General features: G+C 43.2%; 16 protein-coding genes. 13 read left to right on the top strand and 3 right to left on the bottom strand.

Annotation, left to right across the window (positions count from 1 at the left end):
* Positions 1-5 precede the first annotated feature (5 nt).
* Positions 6-1,061: a hypothetical protein gene (locus C2M33_RS16795; RefSeq protein WP_105174959.1), complete on the bottom strand. Its 1,056-nt coding sequence runs from the start codon at positions 1,059-1,061 to the stop codon at positions 6-8.
* Between the two features lie 12 nt (positions 1,062-1,073).
* The gene (gene uvrA / locus C2M33_RS16790) at positions 1,074-3,893 is read right to left on the bottom strand and encodes an excinuclease ABC subunit UvrA (RefSeq protein WP_105174958.1); all 2,820 of its coding nucleotides are present in this window, start codon (positions 3,891-3,893) and stop codon (positions 1,074-1,076) included.
* 162 nt (positions 3,894-4,055) lie between these two features.
* Between uvrA and C2M33_RS16785 the strand changes: the two genes are divergently transcribed.
* From C2M33_RS16785 to C2M33_RS16770, 4 genes are all read left to right on the top strand, one after another.
* Positions 4,056-5,423: an MFS transporter gene (locus tag C2M33_RS16785; RefSeq protein WP_105174957.1), complete on the top strand. Its 1,368-nt coding sequence runs from the start codon at positions 4,056-4,058 to the stop codon at positions 5,421-5,423.
* A 20-nt stretch (positions 5,424-5,443) separates the two neighbouring features.
* Positions 5,444-6,130 carry a single-stranded DNA-binding protein gene (gene ssb, locus C2M33_RS16780; protein ID WP_063699892.1) on the top strand — a complete coding sequence of 229 codons (687 nt, stop codon included), beginning with the start codon at positions 5,444-5,446 and terminating at the stop codon, positions 6,128-6,130.
* Between the two features lie 243 nt (positions 6,131-6,373).
* On the top strand, positions 6,374-8,284 hold the full coding sequence (locus C2M33_RS16775) for a methyl-accepting chemotaxis protein (protein WP_158685601.1): 1,911 nt from the start codon (positions 6,374-6,376) through the stop codon (positions 8,282-8,284).
* 286 nt (positions 8,285-8,570) lie between these two features.
* Positions 8,571-10,295 (top strand): EAL domain-containing protein, encoded by a 1,725-nt coding sequence (locus tag C2M33_RS16770; protein WP_158685600.1) that lies wholly within the window; start codon positions 8,571-8,573, stop codon positions 10,293-10,295.
* Here the strand turns inward: C2M33_RS16770 and C2M33_RS16765 are convergent.
* Positions 10,292-11,191 carry a 1-aminocyclopropane-1-carboxylate deaminase/D-cysteine desulfhydrase gene (locus tag C2M33_RS16765; RefSeq protein ID WP_105174954.1) on the bottom strand — a complete coding sequence of 300 codons (900 nt, stop codon included), beginning with the start codon at positions 11,189-11,191 and terminating at the stop codon, positions 10,292-10,294. The genes C2M33_RS16770 and C2M33_RS16765 overlap by 4 nt on opposite strands.
* Before the next feature lie 238 nt (positions 11,192-11,429).
* Here C2M33_RS16765 and C2M33_RS16755 point away from each other — a divergent pair, with 238 nt between their 5' ends.
* From C2M33_RS16755 to tldD, 9 genes are all read left to right on the top strand, one after another.
* Positions 11,430-13,457, top strand: coding sequence for an SUMF1/EgtB/PvdO family nonheme iron enzyme (locus C2M33_RS16755; RefSeq protein WP_063699886.1), 2,028 nt, complete (start codon positions 11,430-11,432; stop codon positions 13,455-13,457).
* 132 nt (positions 13,458-13,589) lie between these two features.
* Entirely contained in the window at positions 13,590-14,633 is a 1,044-nt protein-coding gene (locus tag C2M33_RS16750; protein WP_054552787.1) for a rod shape-determining protein, read from the top strand.
* Positions 14,633-15,475, top strand: a complete 843-nt coding sequence (mreC, locus tag C2M33_RS16745; protein ID WP_054563354.1) for a rod shape-determining protein MreC — start codon at positions 14,633-14,635, stop codon at positions 15,473-15,475. Before C2M33_RS16750 ends, mreC begins: the two co-directional genes overlap by 1 nt.
* Positions 15,468-15,947 (top strand): rod shape-determining protein MreD, encoded by a 480-nt coding sequence (gene mreD / locus C2M33_RS16740; RefSeq protein WP_054552785.1) that lies wholly within the window; start codon positions 15,468-15,470, stop codon positions 15,945-15,947. Before mreC ends, mreD begins: the two co-directional genes overlap by 8 nt.
* Positions 15,947-16,516, top strand: coding sequence for a Maf family protein (locus C2M33_RS16735; RefSeq protein ID WP_063699884.1), 570 nt, complete (start codon positions 15,947-15,949; stop codon positions 16,514-16,516). Before mreD ends, C2M33_RS16735 begins: the two co-directional genes overlap by 1 nt.
* A 1-nt stretch (position 16,517) precedes the next feature.
* Complete coding sequence (gene rng / locus C2M33_RS16730) at positions 16,518-17,990, top strand: ribonuclease G (protein WP_063699882.1); 1,473 nt, start codon at positions 16,518-16,520, stop codon at positions 17,988-17,990.
* Complete coding sequence (locus tag C2M33_RS16725) at positions 17,990-21,847, top strand: YhdP family protein (protein WP_105174952.1); 3,858 nt, start codon at positions 17,990-17,992, stop codon at positions 21,845-21,847. The genes rng and C2M33_RS16725 overlap by 1 nt, the downstream gene beginning before the upstream one ends.
* A complete protein-coding gene (locus C2M33_RS16720) occupies positions 21,837-22,667 on the top strand; it encodes a carbon-nitrogen hydrolase family protein (protein WP_105174951.1) in 831 nt (276 codons plus the stop codon). Before C2M33_RS16725 ends, C2M33_RS16720 begins: the two co-directional genes overlap by 11 nt.
* Complete coding sequence (tldD, locus tag C2M33_RS16715) at positions 22,664-24,103, top strand: metalloprotease TldD (RefSeq protein ID WP_105174950.1); 1,440 nt, start codon at positions 22,664-22,666, stop codon at positions 24,101-24,103. The genes C2M33_RS16720 and tldD overlap by 4 nt, the downstream gene beginning before the upstream one ends.
* The last annotated feature ends 109 nt before the right edge of the window (positions 24,104-24,212 follow it).

The raw sequence follows: 24,212 nt of genomic DNA, 5'->3' as shown, positions 1-24,212 counted from the left end.
CTGCGTTACTTTGCTACTGGAGTGACACCAGGTGAGTCACACGCAATCACTTCAAATCGATAGCCATATTCGGCATTGTGATCAGGGGTTACTTGTACTATTTCGTAATCATTCAGCTCAACGGCTTTACTGTTTTCTGCTTTTAAACAGCGTGAATAATTATCGGCTTCAAAGCTGTAAGCAAACATCGCAATTAAACGTTTGCTGCGTTCAAAGTAACCTTTGGTATCTAAAAACTGGCGAAGGTTTTCGGCGGTTTCGCTGTCACCTTTTATATCTACGTCTTGGCTTGGAGCTGAGCTTTCTTTATTTTCAGGCAGTTGTTGCTCGAGCTTTTCACCGAGTTCTTCGACCGCTTTTTGCTGCTCTTCACCGGATTCTTTGGCAATGACTTTGCTATCGAGAAAGGTACTGACCATGTTGTCGAGCACTTCTTCAGGGGGCTTATCATCAAGAAACGAAATCAGGTTAATAAAGACCACTGACGCTAAAACAAAGCGCACAATAGCGGTTAACAGCGGCGAATAGCTTTGACTAATAAATTTAACTCGCTCAGAGCCGAATGGCTTTATCAGCAACAAGATAAAAATGTAGAAAGGCAAAAAAAGTTGAAATAACAATAAAGTACCTAGGGTTATTCCCATTGCCCAGGGTGGTAAATACAACAGGGTGGCAAAGTTATGTGTGTAGTTAAAATGACTGGAAGAGACATGAGTCACATCATTAACTATGCCGCTCGCACCGGCCAAGACAAAATTAGCGATACTGGCATAGAAGATTAAAATCAGTGCTTTGCCAGCAAGAGAGTGCCAAAGCTGGTTAAACTTGGGCCAAAACTCAATAACAAGCGCAATGATAGTGATGGTGGCACTTAGCCAGCCCGATTGCAGAACAATCAGGCTGCTTAATGCTAAAAGGTAGAGCTTTTGTGCGGTACTTAAGTTAAACCAAATGGCTTGTAATCGTTCAACCAGCCTTGTTTTATGAGGCTGCCAGCTACGTTGCTGTTGTTGAAACTGTTTATTAGCGCGCCATTTTGCAATTTTTAAATACCTACGCACGCAATATCCTTTTTATAGTAATGGTTTTAAGTATCTTCCCGTGTGTGAGCGCTCACAATCGGCGACGTCTTCAGGTGTACCAGAAATTAAAATTTCACCACCGCCTGAACCTCCTTCTGGGCCTAAATCGACAATCCAGTCAGCAGTTTTAATCACATCAAGGTTATGCTCAATAACAACAATGGTATTTCCGTGATCGCGTAAGCGGTGAAGTACTACTAATAATTGCTGAATATCAGCAAAGTGTAAACCCGTAGTTGGTTCATCAAGGATATACAGCGTTTTACCGGTATCGCGCTTTGAAAGTTCGCGAGCCAGTTTCACACGCTGTGCTTCACCACCCGAAAGGGTAGTAGCTGCTTGACCTAAGCGAATATACGACAAGCCAACATCCATTAAAGTTTGCAGTTTACGTGCAATGGCCGGAATTTTATCAAAATATTCACGGGCATCTTCAACGGTCATTTCGAGTACTTGGTGAATGTTTTTACCTTTGTACTGTACTTCGAGGGTTTCGCGATTGTAGCGCTGACCTTTACACACATCACAAGGTACATACACATCAGGTAAAAAGTGCATTTCTACCTTGATCACCCCATCGCCTTGGCAAGCCTCACAACGGCCACCTTTAACGTTAAAGCTAAAGCGACCGACTTTATAGCCACGCGAACGGGCTTCTTGAGTGCCTGCAAATAGCTCACGAATACCAGTAAAAATACCGGTGTAAGTGGCAGGGTTTGAGCGCGGAGTACGGCCAATAGGGCTTTGGTCAATATCAATCACTTTATCAAAATGATCTAGACCCTTGATTGACTTATACGGGGCCGCTTCAGCGGTCGTTGCGCCATTTAACTCGGTATGAGCCAGTTTAAATAAAGTGTCGTTGATAAGTGTCGATTTACCTGAGCCTGACACACCAGTGATACAGGTCATTAAGCCAAATGGAATACGTAAATCAACGTTCTTTAAGTTGTTACCTGTGGCACCAAATAGCTCAAGCCATTTGTCGTTGGTTTGATGGCGAGTCGCCGGTACTTCAATTTTCTTCTCACCAGAGAGGTACTGACCCGTGATTGAATCTTTGCTGGCAAGAATATCGTCATGGGTACCTTGTGCAATAACATGACCGCCATGAACACCTGCTCCTGGGCCGATATCGATAATATGATCCGCAGCGCGAATGGCATCTTCGTCATGCTCAACCACAATGACCGTGTTGCCTAAATCACGTAAGTGAATAAGGGTTTTTAGTAAGCGGTCGTTGTCGCGTTGGTGCAAACCAATTGATGGCTCATCCAGTACATACATTACACCAACCAGACCTGCACCAATTTGACTTGCTAAACGAATACGCTGCGCTTCACCGCCAGACAGGGTGTCGGCACTTCGCTCAAGCGATAAATAATTAAGGCCTACATTAATTAAGAAAGATAAACGGTCACGAATTTCTTTAAGGATCTTATCGGCAATTTGGGCGCGCTGGCCTGTTAGATTTAAACCATCAAAAAATGCCATGCTTTCACCAATACTCATCGTGGTGATTGCTGGTAGATTGGTTTGGCCTATAAATACATGGCGAGCTTCTTCGCGTAATCGAGAGCCATGGCAGCTCGGACACGCTTGGCTTGTTTGGTATTTTGCAAGCTCTTCGCGCACTGAGTTTGACTCTGTTTCACGGTAGCGGCGATTCATATTATTTAAAACGCCTTCAAACTCATGATTTCGTGTAATTAAATCACCACGGTCGTTACGGTAATTAAAGGCAATTTTAGTTTTACCTGAACCTTCAAGAATCACCTTTTGCGCATCTTTACCAAGCTCTTGGAAAGGCACTTCTAGGTCAAACTTATAATGCTCTGCGACAGCTTGCAGCATTTGGAAGTAATAAAAGCTACGTTTGTCCCAACCTTTAATTGCACCACCCGATAGGCTTAGCTCTGGATTTTGCACAACACGGTTTGGATCAAAATACTGACGCACACCTAAACCATCACAGCTTTGACACGCACCCGCAGGGTTGTTAAACGAGAATAAACGCGGCTCAAGTTCACTCATTGCATAGCCACACGTTGGGCAGGCAAAATTAGCAGAAAACAGCATGTCTTCGCTGAGTGAATCGTCCATTGCCGCTACATGGGCAATACCAGCTGATAGCTCAAGGGCTGTTTCGAATGATTCAGCTAAACGCTGTTGTTGGCCATCTTTAACTTTAAAGCGGTCAACCACAACTTCAATCGTATGCTTTTTATGAAGCTCAAGGGTCGGTGGATCTGATAAGTCACAGACTTCGCCATCGATACGGGCGCGAATAAAACCTTGGCTTGCTAGTTGCTCAAGCAGCTTAACATGCTCACCTTTACGGTCTTTTACCACCGGTGCTAACAACATTAGCTTACTTCCTTCAGGAAGCGCTAAAACGGTATCGACCATTTGGCTGATCGTTTGTGCTGCAAGCGGTAAATCGTGAGTAGGGCAGCGTGGCTCACCAACACGGGCAAATAATAAACGTAGGTAATCGTAAATCTCGGTGATGGTACCGACCGTTGAGCGCGGGTTATGCGACGTCGATTTCTGCTCAATAGAGATAGCAGGTGATAAACCTTCAATGTGATCAACATCGGGTTTTTCCATCAGCGATAAGAACTGTCTTGCATACGCTGACAGTGATTCAACATAACGACGTTGCCCTTCTGCGTACAAAGTATCAAACGCTAAAGACGATTTCCCTGAACCAGATAGGCCAGTGATAACTATCAGCTTATCACGGGGAATGGTTAGGCTGATGTCTTTTAAATTGTGCGTACGGGCGCCTCGGACTTCAATGTTTTCCATGCTATCTCGTTTTATTACCTAATTATTTTTTCAGTATCTCATAATACGCGATAAGATTAATCCTTGATCAAAGAAAAAATCATCGCTTACAGGTGATTATTTAGTTTTCGCTTGTGGTAGAATCCACGCTCAAATTTTAATAGACAGCAAGATCAGTAATTCATGACAGCATCTTCACTCAACTCTCGAGAAAAACGCGCTGCCGTTTCGTTGGCGAGCGTCTTTGCATTCCGTATGCTTGGCCTATTTATGCTGATGCCAGTATTGGCGATTTATGGTCAGCAACTAGAAGGGTTTTCGCCGCTTTGGATTGGCTTTGCTATTGGTGCCTACGGTTTAACGCAAGCGGTGTTACAAATACCGATGGGGTGGTTGTCTGATAAAATTGGCCGCAAAAAAGTGATTATTGGTGGCCTTTGTATGTTTGCTCTTGGTTCAGTGATTGCGGCAACTGCTGAGTCTGTTCAAATGGTCACGCTTGGACGCGCCTTGCAAGGTATGGGCGCGATTGCCAGTGCATTATTAGCGCTGGCTTCTGATCTAAGCCGTGATGAGCAACGCCCTAAAGTTATGGCCGTCATTGGTATGTGTATCGGTATGAGCTTTGCTGTTGCTATGTTACTAGGGCCAATTGTTGCTGCATCGTGGGGAGTCGCTGGGGTATTTTGGCTCACCGCAGGGCTTGCCATTTTAGGTATTCTAATCGTGTTATTTTTAGTTCCTAATGCGGTAAGTAAAGCCCCAAAAGGGGATACGCTCGCAACCTTAGATGACATTAAACAACTGATTAAACACCCGCAATTAGCACGCCTTGATTTTGGTGTAATGCTGCTGCACCTGACATTAACCACTGTATTTGTCGCCTTACCAGGTCAGCTTATCAAAGATGGTTTAATTGCCGATCATCATTGGTACTTGTATATCCCAGTGCTGTTTTTAGCGTTTTTCTTAATGGCGCCCATGATGATTGTGGCGATTCGTAAAGAAAAAGAAAAACAAGCTTTTATTGGCTCAATCGCGCTGCTTGTTTTAAGTATGCTAGCAATGTCGTTATGGGTTGATTCAGTGATTGGCATTGGTATTTGTATGTTGGTTTACTTTATTGCTTTTAACTTTTTAGAAGCAACCATGCCTGCACTTGTGTCACGTATTGCTCCTGCAAACCAGAAAGGCTCTGCGATGGGCGTATTTTCATCAACACAGTTTTTTGGTGCCTTTTTAGGTGGTTTATTAGGAGGTTACGTTGCTCAAGCATTAAGTGCGCAAGCAGTGTTTGCGGCGGCGGCACTTGTTGGGGTAATATGGCTTATCCTTGCTTGGAATATGCAAGTCCCACCAAGAAGTAAAATAATTAGCTTAATGACTGAATTAAGTTCAGAGCAGCAGGCACAAGCGCTTGCTTCTCGTCTTGTTGCTTTACCGGGCGTAATTGAAGCAACGGTTGTCTGTGATGAAAATCGCAGCTATTTAAAGATTAATGATAAAGAATTTGACCTAGACCAAGCACGCAAAGTGGCTGGTTTAATCTAACGTTTTATAGGAGAAGTTCCATGGCACGCGGTGTGAACAAAGTTATCTTGGTTGGTAATTTAGGCCAAGATCCAGAAGTACGTTATATGCCTAATGGCAATGGCGTAGCGAATATCAGCATTGCTACGACAGATAGCTGGAAAGATAAAAACACAGGGCAAATGCAAGAGCGTACTGAATGGCACCGTGTTGTGTTGTTTGGCAAACTAGCAGAAGTTGCTGGTGAGTATCTTCGTAAAGGTTCACAAGTTTACATTGAAGGTCGCCTACAAACACGTAAATGGACTGATCAATCAGGCCAAGAAAAATTCACTACAGAAATCGTGGTAGACATGGGCGGTCAAATGCAAATGTTAGGCGGTCGTGGTGAGCAGCAAGGTGGCGGCTATCAAGGTGGTCAATCACAAGGCGGTTACCAAGGTGGCCAACAACAAAGTAGCGGCTACGGTTCTGGCCAGCAAATGCAGCAAAGCAACAATAATAGCTATGCGCCACAGCAGCAGTCTGCACCTGCGCAACAACAGCGCCCGCAGCAACAATCTGCACCTCAGCAAAGCAATAACCAATACGGTGGCGGCTATGGTCAGCAGCAAAACAGTGCGCCTCAACAAGGCGGTTTTGCACCTAAGCCACAAAATGCACCACAAGGCGGCGCATCAAACCCAATGGAACCACCTATCGACTTTGACGACGATATCCCGTTCTAATTGGTGACATAGCAAAAGCTGTATAATTAGTTTTTAAGAAGCCCCGCATTAGCGGGGCTTTTTTATGTGTGAGAATTAATGCTTAACCTAAAGGTAAGCTGGTAGTCCGAATTGGCTATATTTAAAACCTGGTCTAAATTTATAAAACCCTAACCCACTACTTTTCTATTAACTATGCAATTTTTAAGGAAGATAAGTTTTCAACAGGCGCTAGCAGCGGTTATCGCTTTTGCTTTGGTTGTCATGATTGCAGCTTCTTATACTGTTATTAATGAGTCACTGGCTAGAAAAAGCACCGTTGAGAAGGATGCTGTATTTATACGTGAAGCTTTGATGGTTGATGAGATAGCTCACGAAACGGCAGTTGAACGGGGGTTAACGGCTGGTCTCATCGGCTCGGGCTACAGTCAAAATAAAGAGCGTGTTGCTCAGCAGCGTTCAGTAGTCGATAAAGCGTTTAATAAATTTGCTCGCTATACCCAAGAACAAAAGCTTTCATCAACATTATTCAAAGCCGTATTGGCGAAGCATGAAGTGATCACAACGCTTAGGGAGAGCGTCGATAAGCAACAAGGTCAACATGCATTTGTCGTTTATTCAGATTCAAACAAGTTCATGCTTGATGTGGCTAACCGACGCGTTTCGCAGGTCAAACAAAGTGAAGCGATTGCGTCAGGTCTTGCGATAGTCGAAATGTCTTTATTAAAGGAAAGATTGGGGCAGGTGAGAGGTAAAGTGAATGGCGTTTTATCTTCCAAGTCTATTTCTGAAAGTAATCAAGTGCTTATCAGAAGCTATTTTCACAACATTGAAGAAACCTTGTTTCTGCTTTCTTTAACACTTACAGATGAAGCGGATCAAAAGTGGTTAGCAGAATTGACTAACTCGCAAACTTATCAAGATGTAAAAAGCATTGTTGAAAAACTTAACCAAGAAAGCGGCGAATTAGCCCAAAACTATCCAGCACCAGCAGATTGGTTTGCTCAGTCGACCGAGTTAATAGGCAAGATCCGCAAGCATATTCTGCAAAAGCAGCAAAACCTAGAAGCGCTCATAGAGCACGGTCGCAGTAGTGCACATACAGCGGTATATGCCACAACTGGTTTTGCCATTGTTCTTATAGGTTTGTTCCTCGCGTTTGGATTATTCGTTATTAAGTCGCTGGCTAGAAAAGTAACGAGAGTACGAGATGTTATTGGTAACATCGCCACGAGCCATGATTTGGGAGTAAGAATTAACGATAATTCAAGTGATGAAATTGGTGCAATTTCCAGAAGTGTTGATGAACTTGTCGATGCGCTTACTGATTTAATTAGGCAAGTTCAGCAAGCAAATAACACCAGTGAATCCAGTGTTAAGTCGTTAATCTCGTTTGCTAAAGAGCTGTCTGTACGTGTTGAAAATATCAACTCAACAACGACAACGTTGCACGATAACTTCACAAGGTTATATAGCCAGATTGAACAAATCGCGGTATCTGCGGAAGAGAGTTCTAAAAACACCACAAAAGCCAATGATTTATCCGCAAGCACCAAGCAAATTATTGGCAAGAATAAAGCAAGTATTAGTTCGTTGTCAGATTTGATCCAGCAAGCGCATGAGCAATCGGATGCCTTAAGTGCCAAGACTAATAGTATTCAATCTGTGCTTGATACGATTTCGAGCATTGCAGAACAGACTAATTTACTGGCTCTTAATGCAGCAATAGAGGCTGCTAGGGCAGGAGAGCAAGGCCGTGGCTTTGCAGTGGTTGCTGATGAAGTGCGTGGTCTAGCTACACGCAGTCAGGCCTCAACATCTGAAATATCTTCTGTATTAGATGATATAAAACAGCAAGTTCAGCAGTTGCAGGTGTACATGGAAAATACCTCTGAATCAACGCAAATGGTCAGTGATAATAGCGAGAAAGCGTTAACAAACATTGATATTTTAACTGACAATATCAGCGATGTGAGCAGGCAAACAAACACGGTGTCAGACGCGATTGAATTGCAAAGCCAACTTGCTGAAGAAGCAAGCAAAGCAAGTCAGGATATAACGGCAAATATGCATGATGTGCAAAATGAATTAACGTTACTTTCAAAGCTTATCGTTGATTTAGAAAATGCCCAACAAAGAACCTCTAATGCCGTCAATATGTTCAAAGTTAATTAGAAAGCAAGACTAACTGAACTGCTGCGTCAGTATTATTAATATCCCTCTGAAAGTAATTGGTAAGATTTAAAGCCAGCCCATGTGTTGGCTTTATTAATAACTCAAACTTTGTTGCTACTCCTTTAAGGTGGACTTTGCTGGTTACAAAATAATTATCATTAACCCTTTTTGCTAGGTGTTTAAAATTACAAAACTTTTGACAGCGTTAGTTCTAGGATAATTCTGAAATTGCTTTTAATCGCCCTGCAGCCTTGTATTTATGGGGTTCTTGAACAACACTTTGTGTATGTTTGAGCAACTAACCTGTGAAATGAAACGAGACTTAACTTCACAAATAAAGCAACCGGAGGCCATTTATGTGGCGGCCGCGTTTTTGCTATTAGTTGTTTTTAATATTTTCTTAAGTGATGTGTTGCACGATAAAGTTCATCGCACAGGTACTGAGCTTGCAAAGCAAGTGTATGAATTAAATCTCGACCCGATTGCTTCGCAAGATATTATTGCGACCTTGGTAAAGAGCCAAGGCTTTGCAATGAGTGCCAGTGATGTGCCACATAACTTTGCAAATTTTATTAACCTTGAGCAAGAGGTGTTTAGCTACAAAACGGTTAATCTGCGCTTGTTTCATTGGCCTTCTTGGCTGGTTGAAAGTCACTTATTTTTGTTCTTGAATCTAATATTGCTTGGCACTGGGTATTGGGGTTTCCGCTGGTGGAAAAAAATGTTCAAGCAGTTAGCGGTGGTTGAAAAACCAGTTATTAAACCATTTGAGCCTTTGGGCAATCAGTTGGCGGCAAAGAAAATAGCCCCACCAAAACCTTTAGGTCATCAAGATTTAAATATTTTGTATGGTGTGCCAACTAACTACAATCATTTGTTTGCACTGTTTTTTTGGAAAAATCCATTTCCTGCTAATCTCGACGTTGATAATTACTTTAAATTAGTCATAGCAAAGGGATTTGGTGAGCTAGTAAATCGCTCTGTTAAATTACTGCCATCGGGTGGCGTTGCTGTGACATTAAACAATGTGCCTGCCACAGAAGTTGATAAATACACCAAGCGATTACATCGGGTTATTTATCAAGCCTGTTTAAACTACCGTAGTGACTTGTCGCGATCGGATATTAAAATAGGCGTGTGTAATTACCGTACGGGAGCTGATCAGGCGGTAGTTTATCAGCTTACTAAATCGGCATTAGCACTGGCTAAACAAAGCGCTTGGCAGCATATTCATCGCTTGCCTTTTGGGCATACGCAGTCAAGTATGCTCGCAGATAGTAAAGAACACCTTTTTGAGTACATAAAGAAAAAGCACTTTATGTTGTTTTTTCAACCTTTGTTCGACTTACAAACCGGCGATATTTTACAGCATGAGGCGTTGATCCGTATTCGTCACAAGAGCTTAGGCTTGCTTGCGGCTCGGCATTTTATTCCTCATATGAGCAGTAAAAAAGATGTCTTGTTATTGGACCAAACTGTCATTTCTCAAGTGAAGAAAATGCTGAAAAACGAATCAGGCCCGTTGACTGTGAGTATAAACTTGCACGCAATGAATTGGTTTAATGACGAGTTTTGGGAATGGTTTAAACAACAAATGGTCGATTTTAATAGTGCAGAAAAACTGCAGTTTGAACTCAGCGAAGACGATTATTTAAAACAGCACAGAAAGCTCAGTGAGCAGTTCGAGTGTTTAGAAAAACTGTCGGCAGGCATTGTCATTGATAATGTGCGCACTGCTGAGCATTTAGCGACCTACAAAGATATTAAAAATGTATGCAGTATTAAGTTGGCTTTTGAGCTGATCCACAATATTGACACCAACACGCAGCAACAAAAAATGGTTAAGCAGATAATCAACAAAGGCACTGAGTTAAACTTTCCTGTTTATGCAGTTGGAGTAGAAACTCAGAATGAACTTGCGACCTTAAAAAACCTAGGGGTTATTGCTGCTCAAGGTTTTTACTTTGCCGAGCCATTACAAAAACTGGCGGATATTACCCCTTATAGTTAGTCAATGAGGCCTCGGTACTTCAGGCCATCTAACCCTTGTAGTCCGCCGGTATGAACCGCAATGATGTGCGTCCCTTCAGCAAAATAGCCTTGCTCTATAAGTTGCCATACGGCATAGAGCATTTTACCGCTGTAAATAGGTTCAAGAGGGATAGCGTGTTGACTGCTAAAGGTTTGGCAAAACTGCCACAAAGCATCACTAAATTTTCCGTAGCCTCCATCATGAAAATCACATAACAGTTGCCAGTTTTGTTGTTGTTTAGCTTTATTGCTGAGCAGCTTAATTTCTTCAATTAAATAGTCCGCTTGCTTTAACACTGCGACACCTAACAGCTTTGTATGCTGCGGTGCGCCTTCAATTAACCCCGCTAATGTGCCGCCACTACCGGTTGGGCAAGCAATCACGTCACAACTTGGTAAGCTTTGTGCTAATTCTTTGCAGCCTAAAAGCGCAGCAGCGTTAGTGCCGCCTTCTGGCAATATGTAAGCATTGGGGAATTGCGCTTGTAACTGCGCTAAATAAGCTTGCTCGTGCCTTAGTCGGTAAGTTATACGATTAACCGGGTGTAAGCTCATACCGCATTGCTTTGCGTAGTGGAGTGTGGGGTTGGCTTCGTCTAGCTCTGGGCCGCGAATAATACCGTGGGTTTTAAAGCCAAATAGTTTACCCGCTGTCGCTGTGGCATGAATATGATTTGAAAATGCCCCCCCAAAAGTGAGTAATTCAGATTTAGCCTGTTGCTGCATCGCATCTAAGTTAAATTTGAGCTTACGCCATTTATTACCACTAATTTGCGGATGAATTAGATCATCCCGCTTGATGCTAAGCTGAATTTTACGCGCAGCTAATAAGGGGTGATGAATTGTTTGTACTGGTGACTCAAAAGAACTATTCACGGCATCATTTTTAGTAAAAAAACACGCCTAATTGTAGCAAAGTCGTCATACAGATAGAAATTAGTCAATTAAACTAAAATGATTTTGTTATTTACTGGCATCAACTAAGGTAATAGAGGTAAACTCAGATAATAATTGAACAAAGCTTGTGTTTTGCCTTGCAAGTACATAGCATAAGAGTTTAATTATAAAAAAATAATAATGACCAAATAATTGCCGCTTTTTGGGAATGGAATATATGCGAATTGCTCCTTTATCTCTGTTAATTTCAGTTAGTTTGCTAGCAACTAGTGCATTTGCACAAGATACTGCTACGGTAACTGGCATTGAATCAGAGATCAGTAAAAAACAAGCCGAATACGATAACTCGACCCTAATCCTCGAAAAACACCTAAAAGAAGAAAGTCAGTTACAAAAACAACTCGAATTATTGCGCGCCCGCTCAACAGAGCTAGACAAAGAAAAGAATCAAGCGCTAGATGCAATGAACGAGATGTATCGCCGATTGATTGATGACCCAACGCTTGATATCAGTAATGCACAGTCGCGTTATCAAAAAGCGGTGGTTGATCATAAACAAAACAAAGATGATATTTCGATGCAATTGGCGGCAATTGCTTCGCATAGAAAAGATATCGAGCAAATTCGTGTATCAAAGCATACCCAGTTAAACACCTTAGAAAGTTTAAAAGAGCAGTTAGCAACGGCACGTGTTGAGCGTTTACGTAACGAGTTTACGCGTGAAGGCACGTTAGAGGTTAATCATACGATTAACTGTAAGCGCACCGAAACACTTGCTGCCTGTGAACAGCGTGGTCAGCAAATGGGCTTACAAAAAGCCACTAAACGTTTTGTAGACCAAATTTTTGCTAACTTAACTGAAGAGCGTTTAGTTGAACCAAAACGTAACCTTGCTGGTGCACAAGTTAAGATTTTAAGTAGTCATGTAGTGAACAGTGCTTTCAGTGGCCAAGGTAACTACAACGTTAACTTAAGTGTGACGATGCGCGGTGATGTAAACAGCAGCCGTTTATGCAGTTTACTTAATTTAGATAACCGTTTTTGTGCAGATTATGGCTCGCCACTGGCAGGTAACTTTCAGCCAAACTACGGCACCACATATTCTGATAGTCAGTTAACATTCAGTGACTCTCAGGATAATAGCCAGGTGGTATCGGTTTCGCGTATGAGCGAACAACCAGTAAGCGATTACTCTGTAAAAAAGCCAGTAAAGGTTGAACCATTACCTGATCTAAAAAAATCTAAAATGGTTGAAATAACACTGCGCTCAAATGTTTATGATGACGAAGTGTTTATTGATGGTGTGAGCTATGGCGCAACTAGGTTAACGACATCATTACCAAAAGGTTTTCATGATATTGAAATTCGCAAACGTGGCTATAAAAGCTACAAAGCGCGAATTGATCTGCGTAAAGCACAAACCATTAATGCAAACCTAGTAAAAGTGCCTGAACCTGTTGTTGCAGAAGTGACTGCGGTACCAGAGCAACCAGTCACAGCACCTGTTGCGAGTATTGTTAGTAAAACCAGTTCTGCCAGCATTGTGGTTATCCCTGCTGGTAAATTTAAAATGGGTGATATTAACGGTAATGGTTTAGCGAATGAGCGCCCAGTAGTAGAAAAAACGATTGCAAGTTCATTTGCAATGCAAAGCAAAGAAGTAAGCGTTGGTGAGTATGAGCAATTCGTTGCGAATACAGGCTACAAAACAGAAGCAGAAAAAGATCGCGGCTGTGCGTATTACTTAAATGGTGAACCAGTATGGGAAGCAACTCTAAACTGGCGTAACCCAGGCTTTGATCAAGAAAGTGATTTTCCGGCGGTTTGTTTAACTTATAACGATGCCAAAGCGTATGCAGATTGGTTATCGGGTCAAACAGGTCAGCTATTTCGTTTACCAAACGAGGTTGAGTGGGAATACGCTGCACGTGCAGGTAAAGAAACTGAATACCCTTGGGGTAACGAAATTGGTAAGAATCTAGCGAACTGTGGCTGGTGTGGTAGCGAATGGTCAAACAAGAGCGCAGCACCAACAGGGTCGTTTTCTCCTAACGCATTTGGCCTATACGATACAGTAGGTAATGTGTGGGAATGGACTAACAAAAAGTCAGGACAGTCTGATGTGGCTGTTCGAGGCGGTGCATGGAATTTTGCTCCTAGCCTAGCACGCGTTTCAACGCGCTTAATCTTAGCGCCAGATTTTCGTGCAAACTATATCGGTTTCCGTTTAGTACGCGAACGATAAGAATTTAAAAAGGAAGCAATGGATGCTTCCTTTTTTAGCAATTTAATTAAAGCAGTTGCGCTTTTTCATGATTAGCATGATAGAGTGAGAGCAGCTAGTATAAGAACGAATTTTCAAAGGTCATCCAGCCTCATGTTTAAAAAACTCCGTGGTATTTTTTCAAACGATCTATCGATCGACTTGGGTACAGCCAATACCCTAATTTATGTAAAAGAAGAAGGTATCGTATTAAACGAGCCTTCAGTTGTTGCTATTCGTCAAGAGCGTGCTGGTGGCCCTAAGAGCGTAGCATCTGTAGGTACCGAAGCTAAGCAAATGTTAGGTCGTACTCCGGGTAACATTAAAGCGATTCGTCCAATGAAAGACGGCGTTATTGCTGATTTCTACGTGACCGAAAAAATGCTACAACACTTCATCAAGCAAGTGCATAACAACAACTTTATGCGCCCAAGCCCGCGTGTTCTTATTTGTGTGCCTTGTGGTGCAACACAAGTAGAAAAACGTGCTATTCGTGAGTCTGCAATGGGTGCAGGTGCTCGTGAAGTATATCTAATCGAAGAGCCAATGGCTGCGGCTATCGGTGCAGGTTTACCTGTATCTGAAGCAACCGGTTCAATGGTTGTTGATATTGGTGGTGGTACAACTGAAGTTGCTATTATCTCATTAAATGGTGTGGTTTACTCTTCATCTGTACGCATTGGTGGTGACAAATTTGATGAAGCTATCATCAACTATGTACGCCGTAACTTTGGCAGCTTAATTGGTGAAGCAACTGCTGAAAACATCAAGCACCAAATCGGTTCGGCTTTCAAAACAGATGAGCCAATTGAAATTGAAGTACGTGGTCGTAACCTAGCCGAAGGTGTACCGCGTTCATTCACGCTGAACTCACACGAAATCTTAGAAGCACTACAAGAGCCATTAATGGGGATTGTGAGCGCGGTAATGGTTGCTCTTGAGCAGTCTCCGCCAGAGCTTGCATCTGATATTTCTGCACACGGTATGGTATTAACCGGTGGTGGTGCATTATTAAAAGACCTAGACCGTCTATTAATGGAAGAAACAGGTATTCCGGTTGTGGTTGCTGATGATCCATTAACCTGTGTTGCGCGTGGCGGCGGTAAGGCATTAGAAATGATTGATATGCACGGTGGTGACGTATTTAGTTACGACTAATGAAGTTACTGTTTGGTCGTACCATCTCTTTGCAGCTGCGACTTTTTGTCGCAGTGCTTTTGAGTGTCGTGTTGATCGTGGGCGATCGCTACACTCAAGGTGGTACAACAATTCGCACCAGTCTAAATACCCTAGTTAGCCCACTTATTTATCTTGCCAATTTGCCGTATGAGCTATTTAGTATTGGCGCGAAGAATCTGCATACCCGCGAACAGCTATTAACCGAAAACGAAGCGTTAAAAAAGAAGCAGTTATTACAAAGCGAACAACTACAACAACTGTCATTTTTATCTCGTGAAAACGATAAATTACGCGCTTTACTCGGTTCATCGGCTAAGCAATCAAATCGTAAAATCATTGCACAAGTCCTCTCTGTTCATTCAAACCCGTATAGCCACCAAGTGGTTATTAACCGTGGTACAACGGATGGTCTAAGTGAAGGCCAAGCAGTGATTGATGAAATGGGGGTAGTGGGGCAAATCACCCAAGTCGGGTCGACGACTTCTCGCGTATTGCTGATGACCGATACAACCCATGCCACACCTGTGCGTATTTTACGTAACGATGTGCGTACCGTGGTTGAGGGCATTGGCAAAATCAACGTGGTAAAGCTATCACATGTACCGCATAGCCTTGATGTTCGCATTGGCGATATCTTGGTTACGTCTGGTCTTGGTGGCACCTTCCCAGAAGGTTATCCGGTTGCCGTGGTGACCGAAATTAACCGTGATGAAGGGCGTCCATTCGCACAAGTTTATGCTGAGCCAATTGCGCAACTCGACCGTATTCGCTTATTGGTTGTGCTGTGGCGCAATCAGCAGGAGAGCATCAGCAATGAATAGTCGTCACTCTTTGCTGATTGCTATCAGTATCTTCTTTGCATTGGTAATGGCACTAATGCCGTTACCAATTTCGTTTGAACCATACCGCCCAGATTGGGTGTTGATGGTTTTAATGTATTGGTCGTTAGCGGTGCCGCATCGTTTAAATATTGGCACAGCTTGGGTCGTTGGGTTATTGATGGACCTTGCCTCTGGCTCGCCTCTCGGTGTGAACTCACTGACTTATTCGGTGTGTATATTTATCACTGCGAGTAACTTCCAAAAAATTAGAAACTTTTCTTTATGGCAGCAAAGCATTTTAATTGCTTTGTTTTTAACGCTTTACCACCTTATGCAATTTTGGCTAAACCACTTTTTAATGGGCGTTTACTTTAGCCCGCATTATATGTGGCCAGTGCTAACCGGCATGCTTTGTTGGTGGTGGATATTCTTAATTTTGCGTAAATATCGCCGTCATTTCAGGATTAGATAATGCAAACCGCAATTTATTTGGCGTCTGCATCACCGCGCCGAAAAGAGTTGCTCAGCCAACTTGGCGTTGAGTTTTCTCAATTTAGCGTTGATGCTGATGAAAGCCAATTCCCAAACGAAGCCCCTCGTGATTATGTAGAGCGCCTAGCCAGACTCAAGGCACAATCGGGCGTTGCTATGGGTTACACAGACCGTCCAGTGCTTGGCAGTGATACCGTGGTTGTCATTGATGACACTGCACTTGGTAAACCGCTAGACCAAACTGATTTTACCGCCACCATGAAGCGCTTATCTGGCCGCACTCATCAAGTCATGACGGCTGTGGCAATTGCTGATAGTGAGCAAGTAAAAAGCTGTCTTGTGATCACCGATGTTACATTCAAGCCACTTAGTGATGCTGAAATTGATGCTTACTGGCACAGTGGCGAGCCACAAGATAAAGCCGGTGGTTATGGTATACAAGGCCTAGGTGGGCGCTTCGTTAGCCATATTTCGGGTAGCTATTTTGCGGTTGTCGGCTTACCTTTATATGAGACAGAGCTGTTATTAAACGAATTTTTAAGAGGGTAACATGAGCACTGAATTACTGATCAACGTTACACCGAGCGAAAGTCGCGTTGCGCTAATTGAAAACGGCGTACTGCAAGAGATCCAACTAGAGCGAATTGGCAACCTTGGCATCGTGGGCAATATTTACTTAGGTAAAATTAGTCGCGTACTTCCAGGCATGCAGGCTGCGTTTGTCGACATTGGCTTAGATAAGGCGGCCTTTTTACATGCCTCAGACATTGTTAACAGTGCCTCAATTGTAGAAGGTGTTGATGAGCAGCCAATCAAAAAAGTACAAGATATCCGTGAGCTTGTGCGCCAAGGTCAATACATCATGGTGCAAGTGGTTAAAGATCCTCTGGGCACCAAAGGCGCGCGTTTAACGACCGATATCACTATTCCTTCACGTTACTTAGTGTTTATGCCAGATGCCACACACGTGGGTGTAAGCCAGCGCATCGAAACCGAAGAGGAACGTTTACGCTTAAAGAAAATTGTTGCGGAGTATGGCGACGAAGATGGCAGCTTTATTGTTCGTACTGCGGCTGAAGGGGCGTCTGAAGCAGAGCTACGTCATGATGCGGAATTCTTAAAAAAGCTGTGGCAAAAAATCGTCACTAAGCGTAAAAAAATAAGTAAAGAAAGCATCTTACATGAAGACTTAACACTAGCGTTTCGTACGCTACGTGACTACGTAGGCGAAGACATGGAGCGTATCCGCGTTGACTCTAAATTAACGTATCAAGAGCTAAAAGAGTTTACTGAAGAGTTTGTGCCTATCTTATCGGGAGCACTTGAATATTACCCGGGTGAGCGACCTATTTTCGATTTGTTCGATGTTGAAACCGAAATTCAAAAAGCGCTACACCGTAAAGTTGAGCTTAAATCAGGCGGTTATTTAATTATCGACCAAACTGAAGCGATGACAACCGTTGATGTCAATACCGGAGCATTTGTTGGTCATCGTAACCTCGAAGAAACCATTTTTAATACTAATATCGAAGCAACGTCTGCCATTGCCCGTCAGCTGCGTTTACGTAACTTAGGCGGCATCATTATTATCGATTTCATCGATATGATCAGTGATGAGCACAAACGCCGAGTCTTGCATTCGCTTGAGTCAGCGCTCGCAAAAGATCGTGCAAAAGCCAACATAAATGGCCTATCTGCACTAGGCTTAGTAGAGATGACCCGAAAACGTACCCGCGAAAGCTTAGAGCATATCCTTTGTGATGTATGCCCTGCGTGTTCGGGGCGTGGTTCACAAAAAACCGTTGAGACAGTTTGCTACGAAATATTGCGTGAAATTGTTAGGGTAAACCGTGCTTATGCAGCTGATAAGTTTATGGTTTATGCCTCTCCATCGGTAAGTGAAGCACTGATCAATGATGAATACCACAACCTTGCCGAGCTGGAACTATTTATTGGTAAGCAAGTCAGTATTCAAACAGAGAGTTTATACAACCAAGAACAGTTTGATGTGGTAATGATGTAATGAAGGCAAAAACGGTCTGCTTTTATTGTTTACGTAAGTTATGGCAAGTCTTTGCTATCACTCTCGTACTGCTGGCCGTTATTGTCTCGCTAGTGAAGTACTCACTGCCTTATGCGAATGACTACAAAGATGATATTGAAGCGTTTCTGTATGAACGCTTTGACGTAAACTTAGCGATTGGTTCTATCTCAGCCAGCTGGCAGGGTAAGGGACCCGCTTTAGTTATCGAAGATATTTCGTTTGAAGATAACCAAACCTCACCCATCGCACTCACCATCGATAAAGCAAGCCTTGAGGTTAATTTATGGGAATCTATAAAAACCCGTCAGCTTAAATCAAGCTACTTTGTGATCAATGGTTTTCATGCTGATGTTGATTTACCCACCATGCTTGATCTGGGCAATAACCAGCAAACAGGCAGTTTTGAACAAAAAGAATTGATCGAAAACCTGTTCCTTGGTGAAACGGGTCACTTTGCGGTGCAAGACAGCAGTTTGAACTTTACCCTCAGTGACGGTAAAGAGCGTAAGCTGATCCTTGAGAACATTGTCTGGCAAAATACCCCTGAGCAACATCAAGGTTCGGGCACATTAGCGTTACCGGGAATTTCAGTGGGTAGCTTTGATGCCCGCATGGCATTGAATGGCTCGACCCTCGAAACCATGGCTGGTGATATCTATGTGCAAGCGGCGAATGTCGATGTGTCTAAATGGCTTGCACAATATATTAATACCGACAAGCAGCAGCTTAATTCCGACATCAATTTACAAACCTGGTTTAGCCTTGAGAAAGGCCTGATCAGCGATGTGAAAGTGCAGTGGCTACCGAGTTTCATCAACTGGCAACAAAACCAAGAGGCACATCAAATTAGCTTGAGTGAAGGTGGTTTTCATTTATTTCCAAAGCAAAATGGCTGGCGCTTAAAAAGCACCGGACTCACCTTTGAAAGCGATTTAAAACAATGGCCGACCTTACAATTTGAAGCTCAACTTGGTGATAAAAGTCAAATTTGGTTAAAGCAATTTGATTTTGCATTGCTGGCAAAGTTATCGCAGTTAAGTAACTTTGAAGTGCTTGCCCCGTTTTTAGCGCGTCAACCCAATGGTCAGTTAAGTGATGCCTACCTTGAGTTCGGTCAACAAGATAACTGGCAGCTTTGGTTCCAAGGCGAGCAAATTAATTGGCTGGCGCTACAAGGTATTCCGGGCGGACAAGCTATTCGTGTTGATGGCTTAATTAATCAAACTGCTGGTCGAATTCAGCTATATGGCGAGAATAACCAACTGTTGACCAATGGCAGCTTTAGTCAAGATATTGCCTACAATCAATTAAATGTTGAACTCGACCTACACCATTACGATGATGGCTGGCGTATCAGTAGCGATAATATTTGGCTTGATAACGACGAAGTGACTGTGGCTGCAGAGATGATGCTAAGCCTGACTGATGAGCCGCGGTTAGATTTATATGCCGAAGCTTACGCAGCGGATGCTAAAGTCGCTGGGCATTATTTTCCGTTACCTGTGATGAGCGAAAACCTAGTTAATTACCTCAATGGGGCAATCAAAGGCGGTGAAGTAGACAAGGCACAAGTGCTGTTCTCAGGGCCATTTAAAGGATTTCCGTTCAAAGAGCAGCAAGGCCAATTTGAAGTATTGGCGAATGTTGAAAACGCTAAGTATAAGTTTTCACCAAGCTGGCCAGAAGTTGAAGATGCCAACGTCATTTTACATTTCGAAAATGAGCGCATGGATATCTATAGTAAGTCGGGCAAACTGGTTAACCTCTCTCTAGGGGAGAGTGTCCATGTCAGTATTGCTGATTTAATGAATGCAGAAATCCTAAAAGTTGCCATTAATAAACGTGCTCATGGCGATAAGCTTAATCCTTTCTTCACGGCGACTCCGCTTGCCAAGCCTTTGGCGAGTGTTTTTGAAGTTGTGCAACCACAAGGCGAAGCAACTGCCGATATTGAGTTGTTAGTTAATTTACGTTCGGGTCATGTTGATGCGATAGGTGAAGTTGAATTGGCTAATATTCCGGTTTACCTTGCACAGCCAGGTATCACCCTTAACCACATGACCGGTATTGTTAAGTTTAATAACGATAAAATCGACTTAAAAAATGCCAAAGCAGATTGGATGGGCATGCCACTTACTGCCAACTACAACAGTGAAAATGTGGCTGATACCTATCGCGCCGAAATTGCGATAAAGCTGGCCCTTGAAGCTGAACCTTTGATTGAACAAGCCCATGGTTTATTGGCCGGTTACTTAAGCGGTCAAAGTGATGTTGATATAAATGTGTCGCTTAACTTTTTACCTAATGACTTTAATTACCGCGCCGATGTGAGTGGTAATTTAATCGGTGTAACTAGCCAGCTACCTGCACCTTATAACAAAGGCGCAGAGCAGAAATGGCCATTAACTGCGATCGTGCAGGGTGACCATATCTCTAATTTGATCACCGCAAATATCGATGAGCAGTTATTCTTTAATGCGATTTTAGATAATGGCGAAAAGAAATTTAGTAATGCCCATTTAATTTTGGGGGCACAAGATTTAGGGCTTAATCGTGAAGGTTTTGCGGTATCTATCGATTTACCAGAAACTGAAATAGTGCCTTGGTTTGGCTTAATTGATCAGATTATTGCGCTTACCAAAGTTAAGTCAGATGCGCCAAGTGTGATGCCTGCGTTCAATAACGTAACGGGTAAATTTAATAAACTGGCACTACACAATATCGACTTTAATGATTTTGAATTTCGCTTAGCGCCAAAACAATCAGACTTAGAGTTAAAGCTAAATGCCAAAGAATTACGTGCCGACGCACTTATTCCAACCGGTGAAACGCGCAGACCAATTCAAATTTTTACTGACTACCTGCGTATTAATTTTAACGAAGTCGCAGAGCAAACAGAGCAAGACTCAGAACCAGAAGATTTAAGCTGGTTAACCCGAGTCCCAGCCATCGAGTTTAACTGTGAAGATTGTAAAGTCGCTGAGTATCAGCTCGATAAAATTAAAAGCAGCTTAGTTGGGGAGAGCGATAAACTCTTGTTTACTGAGCTGGTTATAGACAAAGGCGACCACGTATTACGTGGTAAAGGGCAATTTGCCGATGGGCAAACACGCTTTAGTGGTAACTTACAAAGTGACGATATTGGCGAGTTATTTGATGAGTTTGATATCACCACCACAGTAAAAGATTCAGATGCCAATATTAAGTTTGATCTTGCTTGGCAAGGCGCACCTTATAGCTTTGATGTGCCAAGTTTAGCCGGTGAGTTAGATTGGCGTTTAGGTGAAGGGCACCTTGCTGAGATCAGTGATGGTGGTGCGCGAGTATTCTCATTACTGAGTTTAGATTCGTTAGTGCGTAAGCTGAAACTCGATTTTAGAGATGTATTCTCCAAAGGCTTTTTCTATAACAGTATGCAAGGCACCATGCAGCTAGAAAAGGGGATTGCTTACACTCAAGATACCAAACTTGATGGTGTGCCTGCCGATTTAACGATTAAAGGCCACACTAATTTAAATACCTTTGAAATTGATTACGACCTAGCAGTTGCACCGCAGGTGACGTCGAGTATTCCAGTGATTGTGGCATGGATGGTTAACCCGGTAAGTGGTCTTGCGGCGCTGGCAATCGATAAAGTGATTCACTCCGCGCGGGTGATCTCAGAGATCAACTTTAAAGTAACAGGCAGTATGAATGACCCAGTTGTGAAAGAAGTGGATCGTAAGAGCCGTGAAGTGACGTTACCTCAAGCTGCGCAAAGTCAGCCGCAGTCGTCGACGCAATTAAAATTAAAAGATGCCGCATCTTCAGCGAGTTTAGATAACAATGAAAGCTAATCCTCATCCACAGGTTGTTGCAGTACAAATGTGCTCAAGCATGAATGCTGAGCAAAACCTTGCTTTTCTAGCACAGACGTTATCAACGCTTCCTTCAACTCGGCCATTACTAGTGTGTTTACCCGAAAGCTTTTTGATCTTTAGTAAGCAAAGCCAAGCAAGCTATCAATTAGGTCTGCAAAGTGAGGCATATAAAGCGAAACTTGCCGATTTATGTAAGCAACATGATATTTGGTTAGCCGCTGGCACCCTGCCTGTTTCACAGCAAAATGGTAAGTATTTAGCGGCCTCGTTTTTATTTAACAACCAAGGTGATGTGGTTGCGCAATACAACAAAATTCACTTATTTGATGTGGATGTTGCCGACACTACGCGCAGTTACCGTGAGTCTGATGCGACAGAAGCCGGCAAGGATATTGTGGTGGTTGATTCGCCATTTGGTAAAATTGGCTTAGCAGTATGTTATGATCTACGTTTTAGTGGCTTATTCACTGCCATGCAGCGCCAAGGAGCTGAGATTATTTTAGTGCCTAGTGCCTTTACCACCGTCACCGGTGCTGCTCATTGGCATATTTTATTAGCTGCGCGGGCAATCGAAACACAATGCTATGTGGTTGCTGCAGCACAATGGGGCGAGCACGAAAATGGCCGCCACACTTATGGCCACAGCATAATTATTTCACCATGGGGAGAAACGCTCAGTGAGCTTGCCTCTGGTACCGGGTTTATCAGCCATGGGCTTGATTTAAACCGCTTGAATACAATTCGCCAAGACATGCCTGTGCAGTCTCAGCAACGATTTAGAGAGCATTTATTATGAACACGGTTGAACAGCATTTATTACATGACAGCCAACTTACGAGAGAAGAATTAGAAAAAACGCTCGCTTTTATTCATCAGCACCAAGTTGACTATGCCGACCTGTATTTTCAATCGAGTCACCACGAATCTTGGGTGCTTGAAGACGGTTTAGTAAAAGAAGGCTCATACAACGTTGAGCGTGGTGTGGGTGTGCGTGCTGTTAGCGGTGAAAAAACCGGTTTTTCATACTCAGATGCGATTAACCTTGAAGCGTTAAACAAAGCCGCAACGGCAGCGCGCAGCATTGCCAATGCTGGCGAAAACAAAACGATTCAAGTATTCAGTGATGTAGCTGCTAAACAACAGTATGCGCCGCATCAGCCAATTCAAAGCATGAGCAACGATGACAAAGTAAGCCTGCTACGTGAACTTGAAAACTATATTCGTCAGTTAGCGCCGGATGCTGAGCAAGTGATCAGTTCAATGTCGGCGGTTTATGAAGAAGTGTTAATTGCTGCAAGTGATGGCACCTTTGCCACCGATATTCGCCCGCTTATTCGCTTAAACTGCTCAGTGTTACTTGAGAAGAACGGCCGTCGTGAGCGCGGTGGTGCAGGGGGCGGTGCGCGTTTAGATTATGGCTATTTTAAAGAGTTAGTCGATGGCAAACCGCGTTGGATGGAATACGCCGAAGAAGCTGTTCGCCAAGCAAAAGTAAACCTAGAAGCAATCGATGCACCTGCGGGTAGCATGGAAGTCGTGCTAGGCGCAGGTTGGCCGGGTGTGTTACTACACGAAGCGGTAGGTCATGGTCTAGAAGGTGACTTTAACCGTAAAGGCGCATCGGCATTTAGCGGTAAAGTAGGTGAAAAGGTGGCATCTGAGCTGTGTACAGTCGTGGATGATGGCACCATTGCTGATCGCCGTGGTTCATTGAACGTGGATGACGAAGGGACGCCTGCTGCGTATAACGTGCTTATTGAAAACGGTATTCTAAAAGGCTACATGCAAGATAAGCTAAATGCCCGTTTGATGGGTGTTAACCCTACTGGTAATGCACGCCGAGAATCGTACGCTCATTTACCTATGCCACGTATGACCAACACCTATATGTTAGGTGGTGAGCACAGCCAAGCTGATATAATCAGCTCGGTGAAAAAAGGTATCTTCGCGCCTAACTTTGGTGGCGGCCAAGTAGATATTACGTCAGGTAAGTTTGTATTTAGTGCCTCTGAAGCCTACTTAATTGAAAACGGTAAAATCACGCAACCTATCAAAGGCGCAACACTGATTGGCAATGGCCCAGAAGTGATGCAGCAAATTTCGATGGTTGGTAACGACCTAGCGCTTGATAAAGGTGTTGGCGTGTGTGGTAAAGATGGCCAAAGCGTACCTGTAGGTGTAGGGCAACCAAGCCTTAAAATTAACAACCTAACCGTGGGTGGCACGGCTTAAAACCATTTATTATATGGCAGGTTAAATTCTTGACCTGCCTCACTTATCTTCGCTTTCTGTTTACACAAAAACTTACACAAATTTTGTATCAATAAAGGTACTTTGCCGT

Source organism: Pseudoalteromonas sp. T1lg122, from assembly GCF_002964825.1.
GTDB classification, from domain to species: Bacteria; Pseudomonadota; Gammaproteobacteria; order Enterobacterales; family Alteromonadaceae; genus Pseudoalteromonas; species Pseudoalteromonas gelatinilytica.
The sequence above is the reverse complement of the archived record's forward strand: the minus strand, read 5'-3'. Positions and strand labels throughout refer to the sequence as shown.

Coding starts and splice junctions, on each gene's coding strand:
- uvrA (WP_105174958.1), bottom strand. CDS start 3,893: ATGGAAAACATTGAAGTCCGAGGCGCCCGTACGCACAATTTAAAAGAC.
- C2M33_RS16785 (WP_105174957.1), top strand. CDS start 4,056: ATGACAGCATCTTCACTCAACTCTCGAGAAAAACGCGCTGCCGTTTCG.
- ssb (WP_063699892.1), top strand. CDS start 5,444: ATGGCACGCGGTGTGAACAAAGTTATCTTGGTTGGTAATTTAGGCCAA.
- C2M33_RS16775 (WP_158685601.1), top strand. CDS start 6,374: ATGATTGCAGCTTCTTATACTGTTATTAATGAGTCACTGGCTAGAAAA.
- C2M33_RS16770 (WP_158685600.1), top strand. CDS start 8,571: ATGTTTGAGCAACTAACCTGTGAAATGAAACGAGACTTAACTTCACAA.
- C2M33_RS16755 (WP_063699886.1), top strand. CDS start 11,430: ATGCGAATTGCTCCTTTATCTCTGTTAATTTCAGTTAGTTTGCTAGCA.
- C2M33_RS16750 (WP_054552787.1), top strand. CDS start 13,590: ATGTTTAAAAAACTCCGTGGTATTTTTTCAAACGATCTATCGATCGAC.
- mreC (WP_054563354.1), top strand. CDS start 14,633: ATGAAGTTACTGTTTGGTCGTACCATCTCTTTGCAGCTGCGACTTTTT.
- mreD (WP_054552785.1), top strand. CDS start 15,468: ATGAATAGTCGTCACTCTTTGCTGATTGCTATCAGTATCTTCTTTGCA.
- C2M33_RS16735 (WP_063699884.1), top strand. CDS start 15,947: ATGCAAACCGCAATTTATTTGGCGTCTGCATCACCGCGCCGAAAAGAG.
- rng (WP_063699882.1), top strand. CDS start 16,518: ATGAGCACTGAATTACTGATCAACGTTACACCGAGCGAAAGTCGCGTT.
- C2M33_RS16725 (WP_105174952.1), top strand. CDS start 17,990: ATGAAGGCAAAAACGGTCTGCTTTTATTGTTTACGTAAGTTATGGCAA.
- C2M33_RS16720 (WP_105174951.1), top strand. CDS start 21,837: ATGAAAGCTAATCCTCATCCACAGGTTGTTGCAGTACAAATGTGCTCA.
- tldD (WP_105174950.1), top strand. CDS start 22,664: ATGAACACGGTTGAACAGCATTTATTACATGACAGCCAACTTACGAGA.